Here is a 14,495-nt window from a genome sequence, read left to right as displayed (position 1 = left end):
TTCTATAGCGGGGTTTGCGGGGCTGACTCATGCAGCAAGCCTACCGCTGGAAGAGCAACGATTTATGCAACAACGCCTGCACGCGTTCTCCCTGATTTTCAACATAACGTAAGTCACTCAAGGCCGCAGCCTGCGGCCTAGCATTTATGTATGCAACCTGTATGAATGAACATTGCCAAAATCCATCATAAAATCATTGCCAGCTTTTCGAGCTTACACATTCTAAACCAGAGACCAATTTACAGATGAATTAGCAAAGCTGTCTTGATCAACTGGCTCGAGGCGCTTGAGCAAGAAAATTGTAATAGGGCGTTTCTAGCAAGAGCGGTGGCTCGTATATGCCAATTGGTTAAGCCCTAACCGCTGGAAAAACAAAACCGCCTTGAGTTTTGCACTCAGGCGGTTTTGGTTTTATGCGTAACGGTTTTTCAGCGTTTGCTGTCACCTACAAAAAACTCAAACATCAATATTCCCAGCTCGCAGAGCGTTCGACTCAATAAAGTCGCGGCGGGGTTCCACTTCGTCACCCATCAGCATGGTGAAGACGCGGTCGGCTTCGATGGTGTCGCTGACCTTTACTTGCAGCAGGCTGCGCACCTCGGGGTTCATGGTGGTTTCCCAGAGTTGCTCGGGGTTCATTTCGCCCAGGCCTTTGTAGCGTTGGCGGGCGGTGGTGCGCTCGGCTTCGGCAATGAGCCATTGCATGGCTTGGCGGAAGTCGCCGACCTTTTCGGTCTTGGCTTTTTCGCCTTCGCCGCGGGTGACCTTGGCACCTTCGCTGAGCAGGCCGTGGAAGTGTTGTGCCTCGGCGGCCAGGGCGGCGTAGTCGGGGCCTTGCACGAACTCTTGCGTGATGATGGAGCTTTTGATGTTGCCGTGGTGGTGGCGGCTGATGCGCAGGATGGGCTTTTCGGTGTGTGGATCGAGCTCGCCGGTCACTTCGGCGGGGACGCCGGTGGTGGTGAGTTCGCGCAGCTTGGCCTCTAGCACAGGGGCGCAGACCATGGCGTCGTCGAGCGTGTCGAGTTTGATTTGCACGCCATCGGCAATGGCGCGCAGGGCTTCGGCGTCCAGGTAGGACGAGAGGCGGTCGATCACGGTTTCGGCAGCCAGGTGCATGTTGGCCAGGCGGGCCAGTTCTTCGCCTTCGATGGTGCGCGGGGCGGCGCCACCGGTGGTGACATTGGCGTTTTGCAGCGCTACGCGCAGCAGGAACTGGTTGAGCGCGGGGCCGTCTTTCAGGTATAGCTCTTCCTTGCCGTTTTTCACCTTGTACAGCGGAGGCTGCGCAATGTAGATGTGGCCGGCTTCCACCAGGTCAGGCATTTGGCGGTAGAAGAAGGTGAGCAGCAGCGTGCGGATGTGGGCACCGTCCACGTCCGCGTCGGTCATGATGATGATGCGGTGGTAGCGCAGCTTGGCCAGGTTGTAGTCGTCACTGCTGCTTTTGCCCGAGTCTTCGGTGGCTTTGCCGATGCCGGTGCCGAGCGCGGTGATGAGCGTGACGATTTCGTTGCTGGAGAGCAGCTTTTCGTAGCGGGCTTTTTCCACGTTCAGGATCTTGCCACGCAGCGGCAGAATGGCCTGGAATTTGCGGTCGCGGCCTTGTTTGGCCGAGCCGCCTGCGGAGTCACCCTCGACGATGTAGATTTCGGACAGCGCCGGGTCTTTTTCTTGGCAGTCAGCCAGTTTGCCGGGCAGACCCATGCCGTCGAGCACGCCTTTGCGGCGCGTCATTTCGCGGGCTTTGCGGGCGGCTTCACGGGCGCGGGCAGCGTCGATGATTTTGCCGCACAAGATTTTGGCGTCGTTGGGCTTTTCTTCCAGGTATTCGGCCAGGGTTTTGGCGACGATGTCTTCCACCGGCGCACGCACTTCGCTGGAGACCAGTTTGTCTTTGGTCTGGCTGCTGAACTTGGGCTCAGGCACTTTGACCGAGAGCACGGCGCACAGGCCTTCGCGCATGTCGTCGCCGGTGACTTCGACCTTGGCTTTTTTGGCCAGTTCGTTTTGTTCGATGTATTTGCCGATGACGCGGGTCATCGCCGCACGCAGGCCGGTGAGGTGGGTGCCGCCGTCACGCTGCGGGATGTTGTTGGTAAAGCAGAGTACCGATTCGTTGTAGCCGTCGTTCCACTGCATGGCCACTTCCACACCGATTTCGGTGCCGGGAATGCCGCCGTAGCTTTCAGCCGGGCGCGAGCCGGTGGCGTAGAACGGCGTGGGGTGCAGTACCTTTTTGTTGGCGTTGATGAAGTTGACAAAGCCTTGCACGCCGCCGGCGCCAGAGAAATCGTCTTCTTTGCCGTCGCGCTCGTCTTTGAGGCGAATGCGCACGCCGTTGTTCAGGAAAGAGAGTTCGCGCAGGCGCTTGGCCAGGATTTCGTAGCGGAACTCGTAGTTTTCTTTGAAGATTTCCTGGTCGGGCAGAAAGTGCACTTCGGTGCCGCGCTTTTCGGTGGTGCCGACGATGCGCATGGGCGATGTTTCAAAGCCGTCGATCACTTCGATCAGGCGGTTTTGTACGTGGCCGCGCGAGAAGTCGATTTGGTGCACCTGGCCTTCGCGGCGTACCACCAGTTTGAGTTTGATGGACAGCGCGTTCACGCAGGAGACGCCCACGCCGTGCAGGCCGCCCGAGACTTTGTAGCTGTTCTGGTTGAATTTGCCGCCGGCGTGCAGCTCGGTCAGTGCGATTTCGGCGGCCGAGCGCTTGGGCTCGTGCTTGTCGTCCATTTTCACGCCGGTGGGGATGCCGCGGCCGTTGTCGACCACCGACAGCGAGCCGTCGGCGTGGATGGTGACGAGGATGTCGTCGCAGTAGCCGGCGAGTGCTTCGTCGATGGAGTTGTCCACCACTTCGAACACCAGGTGGTGCAGGCCGGTGCCGTCGGAGGTGTCGCCGATGTACATGCCGGGGCGCTTGCGCACGGCCTCCAGGCCTTCCAGGATCTGGATGGCGCCTTCGCCATAGCCGCCTGCATCAGGTTGCTGGGGCGTGCTGGGAGTGGATTCCGGCTGGTTTTCTGCGGTCATGAAGCTGCCTTGGTACTGCAAAAACAGGGGCCGCTGGCGCGAGCCCTGTTTTGAATTCAATTAATTACTTGGCCGAGAGTGCTGGCGTATGGCATGGCCTTGCCAGCAGCTCTCTTGGTGGTTGCGATGGGCTTACATGCGCATGGGCATTACCACGTATTGGAAGTTGGCGTTTTCCGGGTTGGTGATGAGGGCTGAGTTGTTGTTGTCGGCAAAGTCGATGCGCACCATGTCTTGGCCCATGTTGGAGAGCACGTCGATCAGGTAGGTGACGTTGAAGCCGACTTCGACAGCCGGGCCGCCGTAGTCGATATCGAGCTCGTCCACCGCTTCTTCCTGCTCGGCGTTGTTGGCGGCAATGCGCAGGGTGCCGGGCTCGATGGTCAGGCGCACACCCTTGAACTTGTCGCTGGTCATGATGGCCGTGCGCTGCATGCTGGCCAGCAGCGGGGCGCGGCCGAGCACGATGTGGTTGGGGTGGTTGCGCGGGATGACGCGGTTGTAATCGGGGAACTTGCCTTCGACCAGTTTGGTGACGAATTCCATGCCGGCAAAGGTGAAGCGGGCCTGGTTGCTGGCAAATTGCATTTCGATGACGGGCTGGTTGTCGCCACTGGCGTCAGACAGCAGGCGTTGGAGCTCCAGCACGGTTTTGCGCGGCAAGATCACTTCTTGCTTGGGCACTTCCACATCGAGCGTGGCGCTGGCAAAGGCCAGGCGATGGCCGTCGGTGGCCACCAGGCTGAGCGTGTTGCCTTCGGCCACGAACAAGATGCCGTTGAGGTAGTAGCGGATGTCTTGCACGGCCATGGCGAAAGAGACCTGGCTCATCAGGTCTTTCAACACCTTTTGCGGCACGCTGAAGGCGGGGCCGAAAGAGGGCGCCTCTTGCACCAGCGGAAAGTCTTCCGCGGGCAGGGTTTGCAGCGTGAAACGGCTTTTGCCGCCTTTCAAGATGACCTTGCTTTGCTGGGTTTCCAGGCTCACGGTCTGGTCGCCGGGCATGGTTTTGAGGATGTCGATCAGCTTGCGCGCGCCCACCGTGGTGGTGAAGTCGCCCATGTCGCCACCGAGCTCGGCCGTGGTGCGGATCTGGATTTCCAGATCGCTCGTGGTCAGCTGCAGCGCATTGCCGGTTTTGCGGATGAGCACATTGGCCAGGATGGGCAGGGTGTGGCGCCGCTCGACGATGCCGGCTACCGATTGCAGGACGGCGATGACTTTGTCTTGTGTGGCCTTGAGGATAATCATTTCAACCTCTTGTCAAATTGCGGTGTTGTTGTGGACAGCAGCCATGTAAGGAGCCCCCTCTGCCCCTGTCCCGTCTGCCATTGTGCCTGCGCCGGGCTGGCGGTTGGCAAATACGAAAGTTTCCATTGGTTAACCCTTGAGCGTCTGCTCGAGCACGTGCAGTTGCTGGTTCAGCTCGGTGAGTTGCTGGCGTTCGCCACCAATTTTGCGCACGGCGTGCAGCACGGTGGTGTGATCGCGGCCGCCAAAGAGTTCGCCAATTTCGGGCAGACTTTTTTGCGTGAGTTCCTTGGCCAGGTACATGGCAATCTGGCGCGGGCGGGCAATGCTAGCCGGGCGCTTTTTGCTGTACATGTCGGCGACTTTGATCTTGTAGTAGTCGGCCACCGTTTTTTGGATGTTCTCTACGCTGATCTGGCGGTTTTGGATGCTGAGCAGATCGCGAAGCGCCTCGCGTGCCAGCTGGATGGAGATTTCCTTCTGGTTGAAGCGCGAGTAGGCCAAGATTTTGCGCAGCGCGCCTTCGAGCTCGCGCACGTTGGAGCGCACGTTTTTGGCGACGAAGAAGGCCACTTCCTCGGGCATTTCGGTGCCTTCAGCGCGGGATTTGTTGATCAGAATGGCAACGCGCATTTCCAGCTCGGGCGGCTCGATGGCCACCGTCAAGCCCGAGTCAAAGCGGGACACCAGACGCTCGTGGATGTTGGCCAGACCCTTGGGGTAGGTGTCTGAGGTCATCACGATGTGGCTCTTTTTGGCCAGCAGCGCTTCAAAGGCGTTGAAGAATTCTTCTTGCGTACGGTCTTTGTTGGCAAAAAACTGCACGTCGTCGATCAGCAGCAGATCGAGCGAGTGGTAGCGCTCTTTGAATTCGTCAAAGGTGCGGCGCTGGTACGACTTGACCACATCCGAAACAAATTGCTCGGCGTGGATGTAGAGAACTTTGGCGTCCGGGTTGTCGGCTAGCAGTTTGTTGCCCACGGCGTGTACCAAGTGGGTTTTACCCAGACCGACACCGCCATAGATAAAGAGCGGGTTGTACAAGTGGCCGGGCGAGGCCGCCACGTGCATGGCCGCCGAGCGCGCCATGCGGTTGGCCGTACCTTCGACCAGCGTGTCAAAAGTGAGCGCCGGGTTGAGCCGGTTGCGGAAGTTGTTGCCTGCGCTGGTGCTATCGCTTTCAGAGCTGCTGGCGCTAGAGGCGGCGGCGTTGCCTTCGGTTTGCTGTACGTTGTCGCGGTACAGCTCGGGGGCAAAAACCTGGGAAGCGGCTTGGCCCGCGTGGTTGCGGCTGGCCGGCCCATACGAAGGGCCCAGGCCCAAACCGGCCGAGGTGCCACTGTTTTGGCTGGCCGGGCCGCCGGCCGTGCGTACCGGGCGCACAACGGTGCGCACAGCCGCATCGCGCTGGGCGATGGTCAGTTCGATGGCGACCGGTTGGCCGTAGGTTTCTTCCAGCATCGCGGCCAGGCGGCCAGCGTACTGGGCGCGGATCCAGTCGAGCTTGAAGCGGTTGGCGACGTAGAGCGTGACCTTGGACAAGTCGTCTGCCACCACGGCGGTCAGCGGCTTGATCCAGGTGTTGAACTGTTGCTCGGGCATTTCTTGGGCCAGTTGTTCAACAACTGCGCGCCACAATCCTTGGCCCAGGCTGGCTTCATCCATTGCAATCTCTTGGAAATATCCGTCCCCATGCACTCTTGTTGTTGTGGATAAGGGGGAATGTTGATCGACCTGCTATTGTAGCTTGTGCAAAAGTTATCCACATGACAGGACTATCCGCGTAAACGCGGAGCGCTTTTGTCCGTGGTTTGCGCTAGCACCGCACAAAGCAAGGGGAACGCATCTTAGCGAAAAACCGCCTAAATAACCCAAGCAATTGCCAAGCTTGACAAACGCTGCGATAATTTGCGGTTTCCCTGCTTGGCAGGGCGAATGTTACGCGCGCGATTCGCTTGGGCGGGCCTGGCAGCAATGCTGGCACGGCTTGGCGGACAGCGCACTATTTCACCGGTGTTGCGCTTGAGCAGGGCTTGAGCTTGGTCGCTGTAGCGCCTCGTACTATTTATTAATAGGTAGTGAGGGCGGCTCGGTTGCCACCAAACCGGAACCAAGCCTCTCTAGGAATTGCATCATGAAACGTACTTACCAACCTTCCAAAGTCCGCCGCGCCCGTACCCACGGTTTCCTCGTCCGCATGAAGACCAAGGGTGGCCGTGCTGTGATCAACGCACGCCGCGCCAAGGGCCGCAAGCGTCTGGCCGTCTAAGGCTGGTTGGGTGGCCGGCACCTGCCCAGCAGGTGCCAGGCAGTGCTCCGGCAGATCGCGCTTTATGCATCGCCTCAAGACACGCCCCCAGTTTCAGGCCGCCATGGCTGGCGGAACCATTGCACGGACACCGCATTTCGCGCTGCACCGCCTGGTTCTGACAGCCCAGACCCCAGGCAGCAGCGCAGCTGCCGCTCCATCAGGGCCTGGTGCCATGCCTTCCGAGGCGGCACCAAAGGCCCTTTTTGCGTTGCATGGCAGCTGGCTTGGTGCCATGGTGCCCAAGCGCTGGGCGCGGCGCGCGGTAACGCGCAATGCCATCAAACGGCAGATTTACGCCGTGACCGCCTTGCACGAAGAGCAGTTGCAGCAACCGGTGGCCGCCCACGTGGTGCGCCTGCGCAGCACGTTTGACCGCAAGCAGTTCATCAGCCCCAGCTCGGACGTGCTCAAACAAGCCGTGCGGGCCGAGCTGCAGCAATTGTTTGCCTATGCGCGCAAGGCCGATGCCAAGGCCGCAGCCGCTGCTGCGCAGGCGTCTGCCAAACCCAGTGCCAATGCCAATGCCGCGCTTTCGGCGCCGGAGCATGGCGTATGATGCAACGCTTGCTCATGGGTCTGGTGCGCGCTTATCGGCTGCTGCTGAGCCCATGGCTGGGTTCGGCCTGCCGGTTTGAGCCTACGTGCTCTGCATATTCCTTGCAGGCGCTGGAACAGCATGGAGCTGCCATGGGCAGCTATTTGACAGTGCGCCGCCTGGCGCGCTGCCATCCCTGGTGCGAGGGCGGCCTTGATCCGGTCCCCGAGCATCCGCGCTGGTTCAGTCGTCTGGTAAGCCCCGCTGATTCATCCTCTTCCCCCTCCGAGAAGTCTTCATGAACGATATTCGCCGCACCATCTTGTGGGTGATATTTGGTTTCTCACTGGTCCTGCTCTGGGACAAGTGGCAAATCCACAATGGCCGCAAGCCCACCTTTTTCCCCACGCCCGAAGTGACGGCGCAACAGCCCGCTGCCGATGGCAGCAAGACCGAGGCTGGCGTTCCCGCTACCACCGCGCCTGCTGCCAACGCCAGCAATGTGCCTGGCACCGCCGGTGCTGATGGCGCAGCCGCTGCTGCGGTGAAGCGCGAGAAGGTGACGGTTGCTTCCGATCTGTTCCGCCTGACCTTTGATGGCGAAGGCGGTTCGCTGGTGGGTGCTGAGTTGCTCAAGTACACCGACCAAGAGGACAAGACCAAGCCCGTCAAGCTGCTCGACGAGAGCGCTGCCCGCGTTTACGTTGCGCAGACCGGCCTGATTGGCGGCAACTTCCCCACGCACAAGACGGTGATGACGGCCAAGCCCGGCGCCCGTGAGCTGGCCGACGGCCAGAACGAGCTGAGCGTGGTGTTTGAATCGCCTGATCTGGGCGGCGTGAAGCTGGTCAAGACCTGGACGGTCAAGCGCGGTGATTACGCCATCGGCCTGAAGCAGGAAGTGGTGAACACGGGCTCGGCGCCAGTGAACCCGCAGCTGTACCTGCAGCTCACCCGCGACGGCAACAAGCCAGCGGGCGAATCGTCGTTCTATTCCACCTTCACCGGCCCGGCCGTTTACACCGAGGCCAAGAAGTACCACAAGGTGGACTTCTCGGACATCGAGAAGGGCAAGACCGACAGCATCGACAAGTCGGCTGACAACGGCTACGTGGCCATGGTGCAGCACTACTTTGCCAGCGCCTGGCTGCTGCCCCAAGGCATGCAGCGCGACATTTATGCGCGCAAGGCCGGCAACAACCTGTACTCGGTGGGCCAGATCACGCACATCGGCCAGATCGAGCCCGGCCAGAGCAAGGCCGTGGAAGCACGCCTGTTTGTGGGCCCGCAAATCGAAAAGACCCTGGAAGCAATTGCCCCTGGCTTGGAACTGGTCAAGGACTACGGCTGGGTGACGATTTTGGCCAAGCCGCTGTACTGGCTGCTGGACAAGCTGCACAGCTTTATCGGCAACTGGGGCTGGTCGATTGTGGCGCTGGTGCTGCTGCTGAAGATTGCTTTCTACTGGCTCAATGCCAAGGCCTACGCTTCGATGGCCAAGATGAAGGCCATCAACCCCCGCATCCAGGAAATGCGCGAGCGCCTGAAAGACAAGCCGCAGCAGATGCAGCAAGAGATGATGCGCATCTACCGCGAGGAAAAGGTCAACCCCATGGGTGGCTGCTTCCCGATCATCATCCAGATTCCGGTGTTCATTGCGCTGTACTGGGTGCTGCTGTCGTCGGTGGAAATCCGCAACGCGCCTTGGATCGGCTGGATCCACGATCTGTCGGTGCCCGATCCGTTCTTCATCCTGCCTATCGTGATGACGCTGTCGTCGCTGCTGCAGACGGCACTGAACCCGGCTCCGCCTGACCCGATGCAAGCCAAGATGATGTGGATCATGCCGCTGATGTTCAGCGTGATGTTTTTCTTCTTCCCCGCGGGCCTGGTGCTGTACTGGTGCACCAACAACATCTTGTCGATTGCGCAGCAGTGGATCATCAACACCCGCATGGGCGTGCCACCGCAGTTCAATCTGCCCAAGTTCAAGTAAGCATTTTGTCAATGCAGGGATTGCCTAGGTAGGCAATCCCGTACGCCCCCGACCAACGGCCGCTTTTGCGGCCGTTTTTTCGTTAGCATGGTCTGTTTCAGACGTTGTTAAACAACCCGGGGGTTCATGTATGGCAAAAGTTGCAGGTTTTCGCCCCAGCGCCTTGGCGCTGGCTGTGTTGTTGTGTGCTGGCGCTGCCCAGGCGGCCACCCTGCGCTGGGCCGGCGCCAACGACATTCTGACGCTCGATCCGCACGCGCAGAACCACCAGACAACGCACGCCTTCTTGCAGCAGGTGTACGAGCCGCTGGTGCGCTACGGCAAGGATTTCCAGCTGGAGCCCGCATTGGCCACCAAGTGGACCGAGGTGAGCCCCACGCAATGGCGCTTTGAGCTGCGCAAGGGCGTGAAATTCCACGACGGTGCGGCCTTCACGGCTGACGACGTGGTGTTCTCGCTCACCCGCATCATGACGCCGCCCTCGAACATGATGAGCGCGACGCAAAGCATCAAGGAAGTGAAGAAGGTGGATGATTTCACCGTCGACCTGATCTTGAAGGGCCCCAACCCCATCTTGCTGCGCGAGCTGACCGAAGCGCGCATCATGAACAAGGCCTGGGCCGAGAAGAACAACTCGGTCAAAACCCAAGACTACGCGGGCAAGGAAGAGTCTTACGCCAGCCGCAACACCAACGGCACGGGCTCGTTCATCGCCACCGGCTGGCAGCCCGACGTGAAGCTGACCCTGAAGAAGAACGCCGCCTGGTGGGACAAGCCCACCGGCAACGTGGACGAAGTGGTGTTCACGCCCATCAAATCGGCCGCTACCCGTACGGCAGCGCTGATCTCGAACCAGGTCGATTTCATGGTGGACCCACCTCCACAAGACCAGGAACGTATCAAGAAAACGCCTGAGCTGAAGCTGCTGGAAGGCACGGAAAACCGCACCATCTACCTGGGCCTCGATGTGTTCCGCGACGAGCTGCCCGGTGCTGGCACGGCTGGCAAAAACCCCTTGAAGGACGTGAAGGTGCGCAAGGCCATGTACATGGCGATCGACACCGACGGCCTGCACAAGCGCACCATGCGCGGCATGTCGATCACCGCCGGCACCATGATTGCGCCCATGGTGCATGGCTGGACCAAAGAGCTGGAACAGCGCGCCACCAAGTACGATGTGGAAGGCGCCAAAAAGCTGCTGGCTGAAGCTGGCTACCCCAACGGCTTCAACCTGAAGCTGGAATGCCCGAACGACCGCTACGTGAACGATGAGGCCATTTGCCAGGCCGTGACCGCGATGTGGACGCGCATTGGTATCAAGACCAGCCTGCAAGCCACGCCGATGGCGCAGTACGTGACCCGCGTGATGAACTCCGAGCCCAACGCCTACCTGTTCGGCTGGGGCGTGGCCACGTTTGATGCGCTGTACACGCTGGACGCGCTGATCCACAGCAAGGGCAGCGCTGGCGGCGGCGTCTACAACGGCGGCCGTATCGCCGACAAGGAGCTCGATGCCAAGATCGACGCGATGAAGACCGAGTCCGACCCGGCCAAGCGCGACGCGCTGATCAACGACGCGCTGAAGATGACCAAGGACAACTTCTACACCATCCCGGTGCACCACCAGATCTTCCCTTGGGCCATGCGCAAGGGCATCGAGACGGTGTACCGCGCCGATGCACGCCCGATCCCCGCTTGGACCACCGTCAAATAATTGCGGATTTGATCCTCGGCAAAAGCCTGCGCAAGCAGGCTTTTTTTCATGGGCGTGAAGGCTGTAAAGCCGTTCAGGCTAAAACGGATACGCGGATGAAAGCCAGATGTTTCTTGGATTTTTAGCTATCTTTTGAGTAGCAATCTGCGAGAAATTTCCAGTTGACGCAAGGTCTGTCTACGGCGGTTATCCACTATTGCAGGCAGCCCGAACTGCGCCAAAGTAGGGGATTGTTTACAACGCTTTGCCAGGAGGAACTGCTATGGCCCAGGTCTCGACATTTCGCCCCACGGTGCTTGCGCTGGCGGCCCTGCTTTGCGCGGGCGCTGCACAGGCTGCCACCTTGCGCTGGGCGGGGGCCAACGACATTGTGACGCTCGACCCGCACGCGCAGAACAACCAGACCACGCACACGTTTTTGCAGCAGGTCTACGAGCCGCTGGTGCGCTATGGCAAAGACTTTCAGGTGGAGCCGGCGCTGGCCACCAAGTGGACGGAGATCAGCCCCACACAGTGGCGTTTTGAGCTGCGCAAAGGCGTGAAATTCCACGACGGTGCGCCTTTCACGGCGGATGACGTAGTGTTCTCGCTCACGCGCATCATGACGCCGCCGTCGAACATGATGAGCTCTACGCAGAGCATCCAAGAAGTCAAGAAAATCGACGACTTTACCGTGGACCTGATCTTGAAAGGCCCGAGCCCGATTTTGCTGCGCGAGCTGACCGAGGCGCGCATCATGAACAAGGCCTGGGCCGAGAAGAACAACGCGGTCAAGAGCCAGAACTACGCGGCCAAGGAAGATGTTTTCTCCAACCGCAACACCAATGGCACCGGCGCCTACATAGCGCAGGGCTGGCAGCCCGACGTGAAGCTCAGCCTCAAGCGCAACCCGGACTGGTGGGACAAGAACACGGGCAATGTCGATGAGGTGGTGTTCACGCCCATCAAATCGGCAGCGGCCCGCACGGCGGCGCTGATCTCGGGCCAGATCGATTTCATGATCGACCCACCGCCGCAAGACCAGGAGCGCATCAAGAAAACACCGGATCTCAAAATGCTCGAAGGCACCGAGAACCGCACCATCTTTTTGGGTCTCGATGTGTTCCGCGACGAGCTGCCGGGAGCTGGCACACCAGGCAAGAATCCGCTCAAAGATCTGAAGGTGCGCAAGGCTTTGTACATGGCCATCGACAGCGATGGTCTGCACAAGCGCACCATGCGCGGCATGTCGATCCCGGCGGGCGCGATGATTGCGCCCATGGTGCACGGCTGGACCAAAAAACTCGACGAGCGCGCTACCAAGTACGACCCTGAGGGCGCTAAAAAACTGCTGGCCGAAGCCGGTTACCCGGAAGGCTTCACCCTCAAGCTCGAATGCCCGAACGACCGCTACGTGAACGACGAGGCCATCTGCCAGGCTGTCACTGCGATGTGGACGCGCATTGGCGTCAAAACCACCTTGCAAGCGGTGCCGATGGCGCAGTTCTCGCCGCGCATCCGCAACGCAGACCCGAACGCCTTCCTCTACGGCTGGGGCGTGGCCACGTTTGACGCGCTGTACACGCTGAGCGCGCTGATCCACTCGCGCGGCCCGGACGGCGACGGCGCCAACAACGGCGGCCGCATCTCGGACAAGGCGCTGGACGCCCGGATCGACGCCGCCAAGCTGGAATCCGACCCGGCCAAGCGCGATGCCGCCTTGAGCGATGCGCTGACCCTGACCAAGGACAACTTCTACACCATCCCGCTGCACCACCAGGTCTACCCCTGGGCTATGCGCAAGAACATCGAGACGGTGTACCGCGCCGATGCGCGGCCTAACCCGGCTTGGACGACGGTCAAATAAACCGCCTGCGCTACCCAGCCAAAGCCTGCGCCAGCAGGCTTTTTGCCGTGAGCACCGGGCGCTTGTTATAGCCCGCAACGCAGCGGCTTTGGCGTGGGGCGCAGATAATCAAGGGCTTTGAGCACCTGCCTGGCGGGTGCCTGTTGCATTGAAGCACTGCTGAAACGCCAACCAAGATGTTTCATCGTGCTATTGAATTAATAGTGCCGATGCTGCTGCAACCGGCACCTTGCCTCCAAGAGAACGCCCATGCTTGCCCGCCACCACGATCCGATTGTTGCCATTGCCACTGCGCCGGGGCGCGGTGCCGTGGGGATTGTGCGCGTGTCGGGCAAAGCGATTGCGCCCTTGGTGGAGCTGTTGTGCGGCAAGGCTTTGAAGCCGCGCGAGGCGACGTATCTGCCTTTCAAAGCCGCCGACGGCCAGGCGATCGACCAGGGGCTGGCGCTGTACTTTCCGGCGCCGCACAGCTACACCGGCGAAGACGTGTTGGAGCTGCAGGCGCACGGCGGCCCGGTAGTGCTGCAACTGCTGCTGGCGCGTTGCCTGGAAGCGGCGCAAACCTTGGCGGGCAGTGGCCAAGCCACCTTGCCCGGCCTGCGTTTGGCTGAGCCGGGCGAGTTCACCGAGCGCGCATTTTTGAACGACAAGATCGACTTGGCACAAGCCGAGGCCATTGCCGATTTGATCGACGCCAGCACCGAGGCCGCTGCGCGCAGCGCCAGTCGTTCGCTGACGGGCGCCTTCTCGCAAGAAATCCACCGCTTGCGCGATGCTTTGGTGCACTTGCGCATGCTGGTAGAAGCCACGCTCGATTTCCCCGAAGAAGAAATCGACTTTCTGCAAAAGGCCGATGCTTACGGCCAGCTCGACCAATTGCGCGCCACCCTGGCCACGGTGATGCAGCGCACGCGCCAGGGCGCCTTGCTGCGCGAAGGTATCAAGGTGGTGATCGCCGGCCAGCCGAATGCGGGCAAAAGCTCGCTGCTCAACGCCTTGGCGGGGGCGGAGCTGGCCATCGTCACGCCTATCGCGGGCACCACGCGCGACAAGGTGGCGCAAACCATCCAGATCGAAGGCGTGCCGCTGCATGTGATCGACACCGCCGGCTTGCGCGAGAGCGAAGACGAGGTAGAACGCATCGGCATTGCCCGCGCCTGGGAAGAAATTGCCAGCGCGGATGCGGTGCTGTTTTTGCACGACCTCACGCGTATGGCCGAAGCCGATTACCGCGATGCCGACGCACAAATCGCCTCCACCTTGCGCGAGCAATTGCCTTGGAACGTGCCCGTCATGCAAGTGTGGAACAAGGCCGATGAGCTGAACGCAGCCACTGCGCAGCAACTGAGCGCCGAGGCGGCTGGTCTGGTCGCCATCCACAGCGGAAGTAACTCTAACAACCCGGACAAAGCCAGCGAAGATGCGCCGCTGGTGCTGTCGGCCAAAACCGGCGTGGGCCTGGACGCGCTGCGCCAGCAACTGCTGACCATGGCCGGCTGGCAATCGGCCGCCGAAGGCACCTACATCGCCCGCGCCCGCCACGTGCAGGCGCTGCAGCAAGTGCAAGAGCATTTGGACAATGCCGACGAGCAGTTGCACGTAGACAGCCCCGCGCTCGACCTGCTGGCCGAAGAGCTGCGCCTGGCACAGCAATCGCTGAACGCCATCACCGGCGAGTTCACCTCGGACGATCTGCTGGGCGTGATTTTTTCGAGTTTTTGTATTGGGAAATAGGCAGTGCTGTTGCCTTGCTGATAGCGCTGCCTTGCTGAGCCAGACTAGCGAGCGCACAATGCCGGCATTGCT

At 60.5% G+C, this 14,495-nt stretch carries 10 protein-coding genes; 7 read left to right on the top strand and 3 right to left on the bottom strand.

All coding sequences use genetic code 11. The features are described 5' to 3' along the window. Window positions 1–456 precede the first annotated feature (456 nt). From gyrB to dnaA, 3 genes are all read right to left on the bottom strand, one after another. Window positions 457–3,036 (bottom strand): DNA topoisomerase (ATP-hydrolyzing) subunit B, encoded by a 2,580-nt coding sequence (gyrB, locus tag ACFIQF_RS16550; protein ID WP_393944540.1) that lies wholly within the window; start codon window positions 3,034–3,036, stop codon window positions 457–459. A gap of 132 nt (window positions 3,037–3,168) precedes the next feature. Continuing rightward, the gene (gene dnaN, locus ACFIQF_RS16545; RefSeq protein ID WP_393944538.1) at window positions 3,169–4,287 is read right to left on the bottom strand and encodes a DNA polymerase III subunit beta; all 1,119 of its coding nucleotides are present in this window, start codon (window positions 4,285–4,287) and stop codon (window positions 3,169–3,171) included. Between the two features lie 129 nt (window positions 4,288–4,416). Beyond that, window positions 4,417–5,952, bottom strand: a complete 1,536-nt coding sequence (gene dnaA / locus ACFIQF_RS16540) for a chromosomal replication initiator protein DnaA (RefSeq protein ID WP_393944536.1) — start codon at window positions 5,950–5,952, stop codon at window positions 4,417–4,419. 469 nt (window positions 5,953–6,421) lie between these two features. Here dnaA and rpmH point away from each other — a divergent pair, with 469 nt between their 5' ends. From rpmH to mnmE, 7 genes are all read left to right on the top strand, one after another. Beyond that, window positions 6,422–6,556, top strand: a complete 135-nt coding sequence (gene rpmH, locus ACFIQF_RS16535) for a 50S ribosomal protein L34 (RefSeq protein ID WP_184704652.1) — start codon at window positions 6,422–6,424, stop codon at window positions 6,554–6,556. 64 nt (window positions 6,557–6,620) lie between these two features. Continuing rightward, complete coding sequence (locus tag ACFIQF_RS16530; RefSeq protein WP_393944535.1) at window positions 6,621–7,154, top strand: ribonuclease P protein component; 534 nt, start codon at window positions 6,621–6,623, stop codon at window positions 7,152–7,154. Then, window positions 7,151–7,435 carry a membrane protein insertion efficiency factor YidD gene (gene yidD, locus ACFIQF_RS16525; protein ID WP_393944533.1) on the top strand — a complete coding sequence of 95 codons (285 nt, stop codon included), beginning with the start codon at window positions 7,151–7,153 and terminating at the stop codon, window positions 7,433–7,435. Before ACFIQF_RS16530 ends, yidD begins: the two co-directional genes overlap by 4 nt. Next, complete coding sequence (gene yidC, locus ACFIQF_RS16520) at window positions 7,432–9,129, top strand: membrane protein insertase YidC (RefSeq protein ID WP_393944532.1); 1,698 nt, start codon at window positions 7,432–7,434, stop codon at window positions 9,127–9,129. The genes yidD and yidC overlap by 4 nt, the downstream gene beginning before the upstream one ends. Window positions 9,130–9,259: 130 nt before the next feature. After that, window positions 9,260–10,843 carry an ABC transporter substrate-binding protein gene (locus ACFIQF_RS16515; RefSeq protein ID WP_393944530.1) on the top strand — a complete coding sequence of 528 codons (1,584 nt, stop codon included), beginning with the start codon at window positions 9,260–9,262 and terminating at the stop codon, window positions 10,841–10,843. A gap of 262 nt (window positions 10,844–11,105) precedes the next feature. Beyond that, the gene (locus ACFIQF_RS16510; RefSeq protein WP_393944529.1) at window positions 11,106–12,689 is read left to right on the top strand and encodes an ABC transporter substrate-binding protein; all 1,584 of its coding nucleotides are present in this window, start codon (window positions 11,106–11,108) and stop codon (window positions 12,687–12,689) included. 249 nt (window positions 12,690–12,938) lie between these two features. Continuing rightward, complete coding sequence (gene mnmE / locus ACFIQF_RS16505; RefSeq protein WP_393944527.1) at window positions 12,939–14,423, top strand: tRNA uridine-5-carboxymethylaminomethyl(34) synthesis GTPase MnmE; 1,485 nt, start codon at window positions 12,939–12,941, stop codon at window positions 14,421–14,423. Window positions 14,424–14,495 lie beyond the last annotated feature (72 nt).

The organism is Comamonas trifloxystrobinivorans, from assembly GCF_043359985.1.
GTDB lineage: Bacteria > Pseudomonadota > Gammaproteobacteria > Burkholderiales > Burkholderiaceae_C > Comamonas > Comamonas trifloxystrobinivorans.
This window is presented reverse-complemented; position numbering and strand designations above follow the sequence as displayed.

What these genes read in the sequence shown, in the direction of transcription:
- ACFIQF_RS16510 (WP_393944529.1), top strand. Translation starts at nt 11,106, where the DNA reads ATGGCCCAGGTCTCGACATTTCGCCCCACGGTGCTTGCGCTGGCGGCC.
- yidD (WP_393944533.1), top strand. Translation starts at nt 7,151, where the DNA reads ATGATGCAACGCTTGCTCATGGGTCTGGTGCGCGCTTATCGGCTGCTG.
- rpmH (WP_184704652.1), top strand. Translation starts at nt 6,422, where the DNA reads ATGAAACGTACTTACCAACCTTCCAAAGTCCGCCGCGCCCGTACCCAC.
- gyrB (WP_393944540.1), bottom strand. Translation starts at nt 3,036, where the DNA reads ATGACCGCAGAAAACCAGCCGGAATCCACTCCCAGCACGCCCCAGCAA.
- dnaN (WP_393944538.1), bottom strand. Translation starts at nt 4,287, where the DNA reads ATGATTATCCTCAAGGCCACACAAGACAAAGTCATCGCCGTCCTGCAA.
- mnmE (WP_393944527.1), top strand. Translation starts at nt 12,939, where the DNA reads ATGCTTGCCCGCCACCACGATCCGATTGTTGCCATTGCCACTGCGCCG.
- ACFIQF_RS16530 (WP_393944535.1), top strand. Translation starts at nt 6,621, where the DNA reads ATGCATCGCCTCAAGACACGCCCCCAGTTTCAGGCCGCCATGGCTGGC.
- dnaA (WP_393944536.1), bottom strand. Translation starts at nt 5,952, where the DNA reads ATGGATGAAGCCAGCCTGGGCCAAGGATTGTGGCGCGCAGTTGTTGAA.
- yidC (WP_393944532.1), top strand. Translation starts at nt 7,432, where the DNA reads ATGAACGATATTCGCCGCACCATCTTGTGGGTGATATTTGGTTTCTCA.
- ACFIQF_RS16515 (WP_393944530.1), top strand. Translation starts at nt 9,260, where the DNA reads ATGGCAAAAGTTGCAGGTTTTCGCCCCAGCGCCTTGGCGCTGGCTGTG.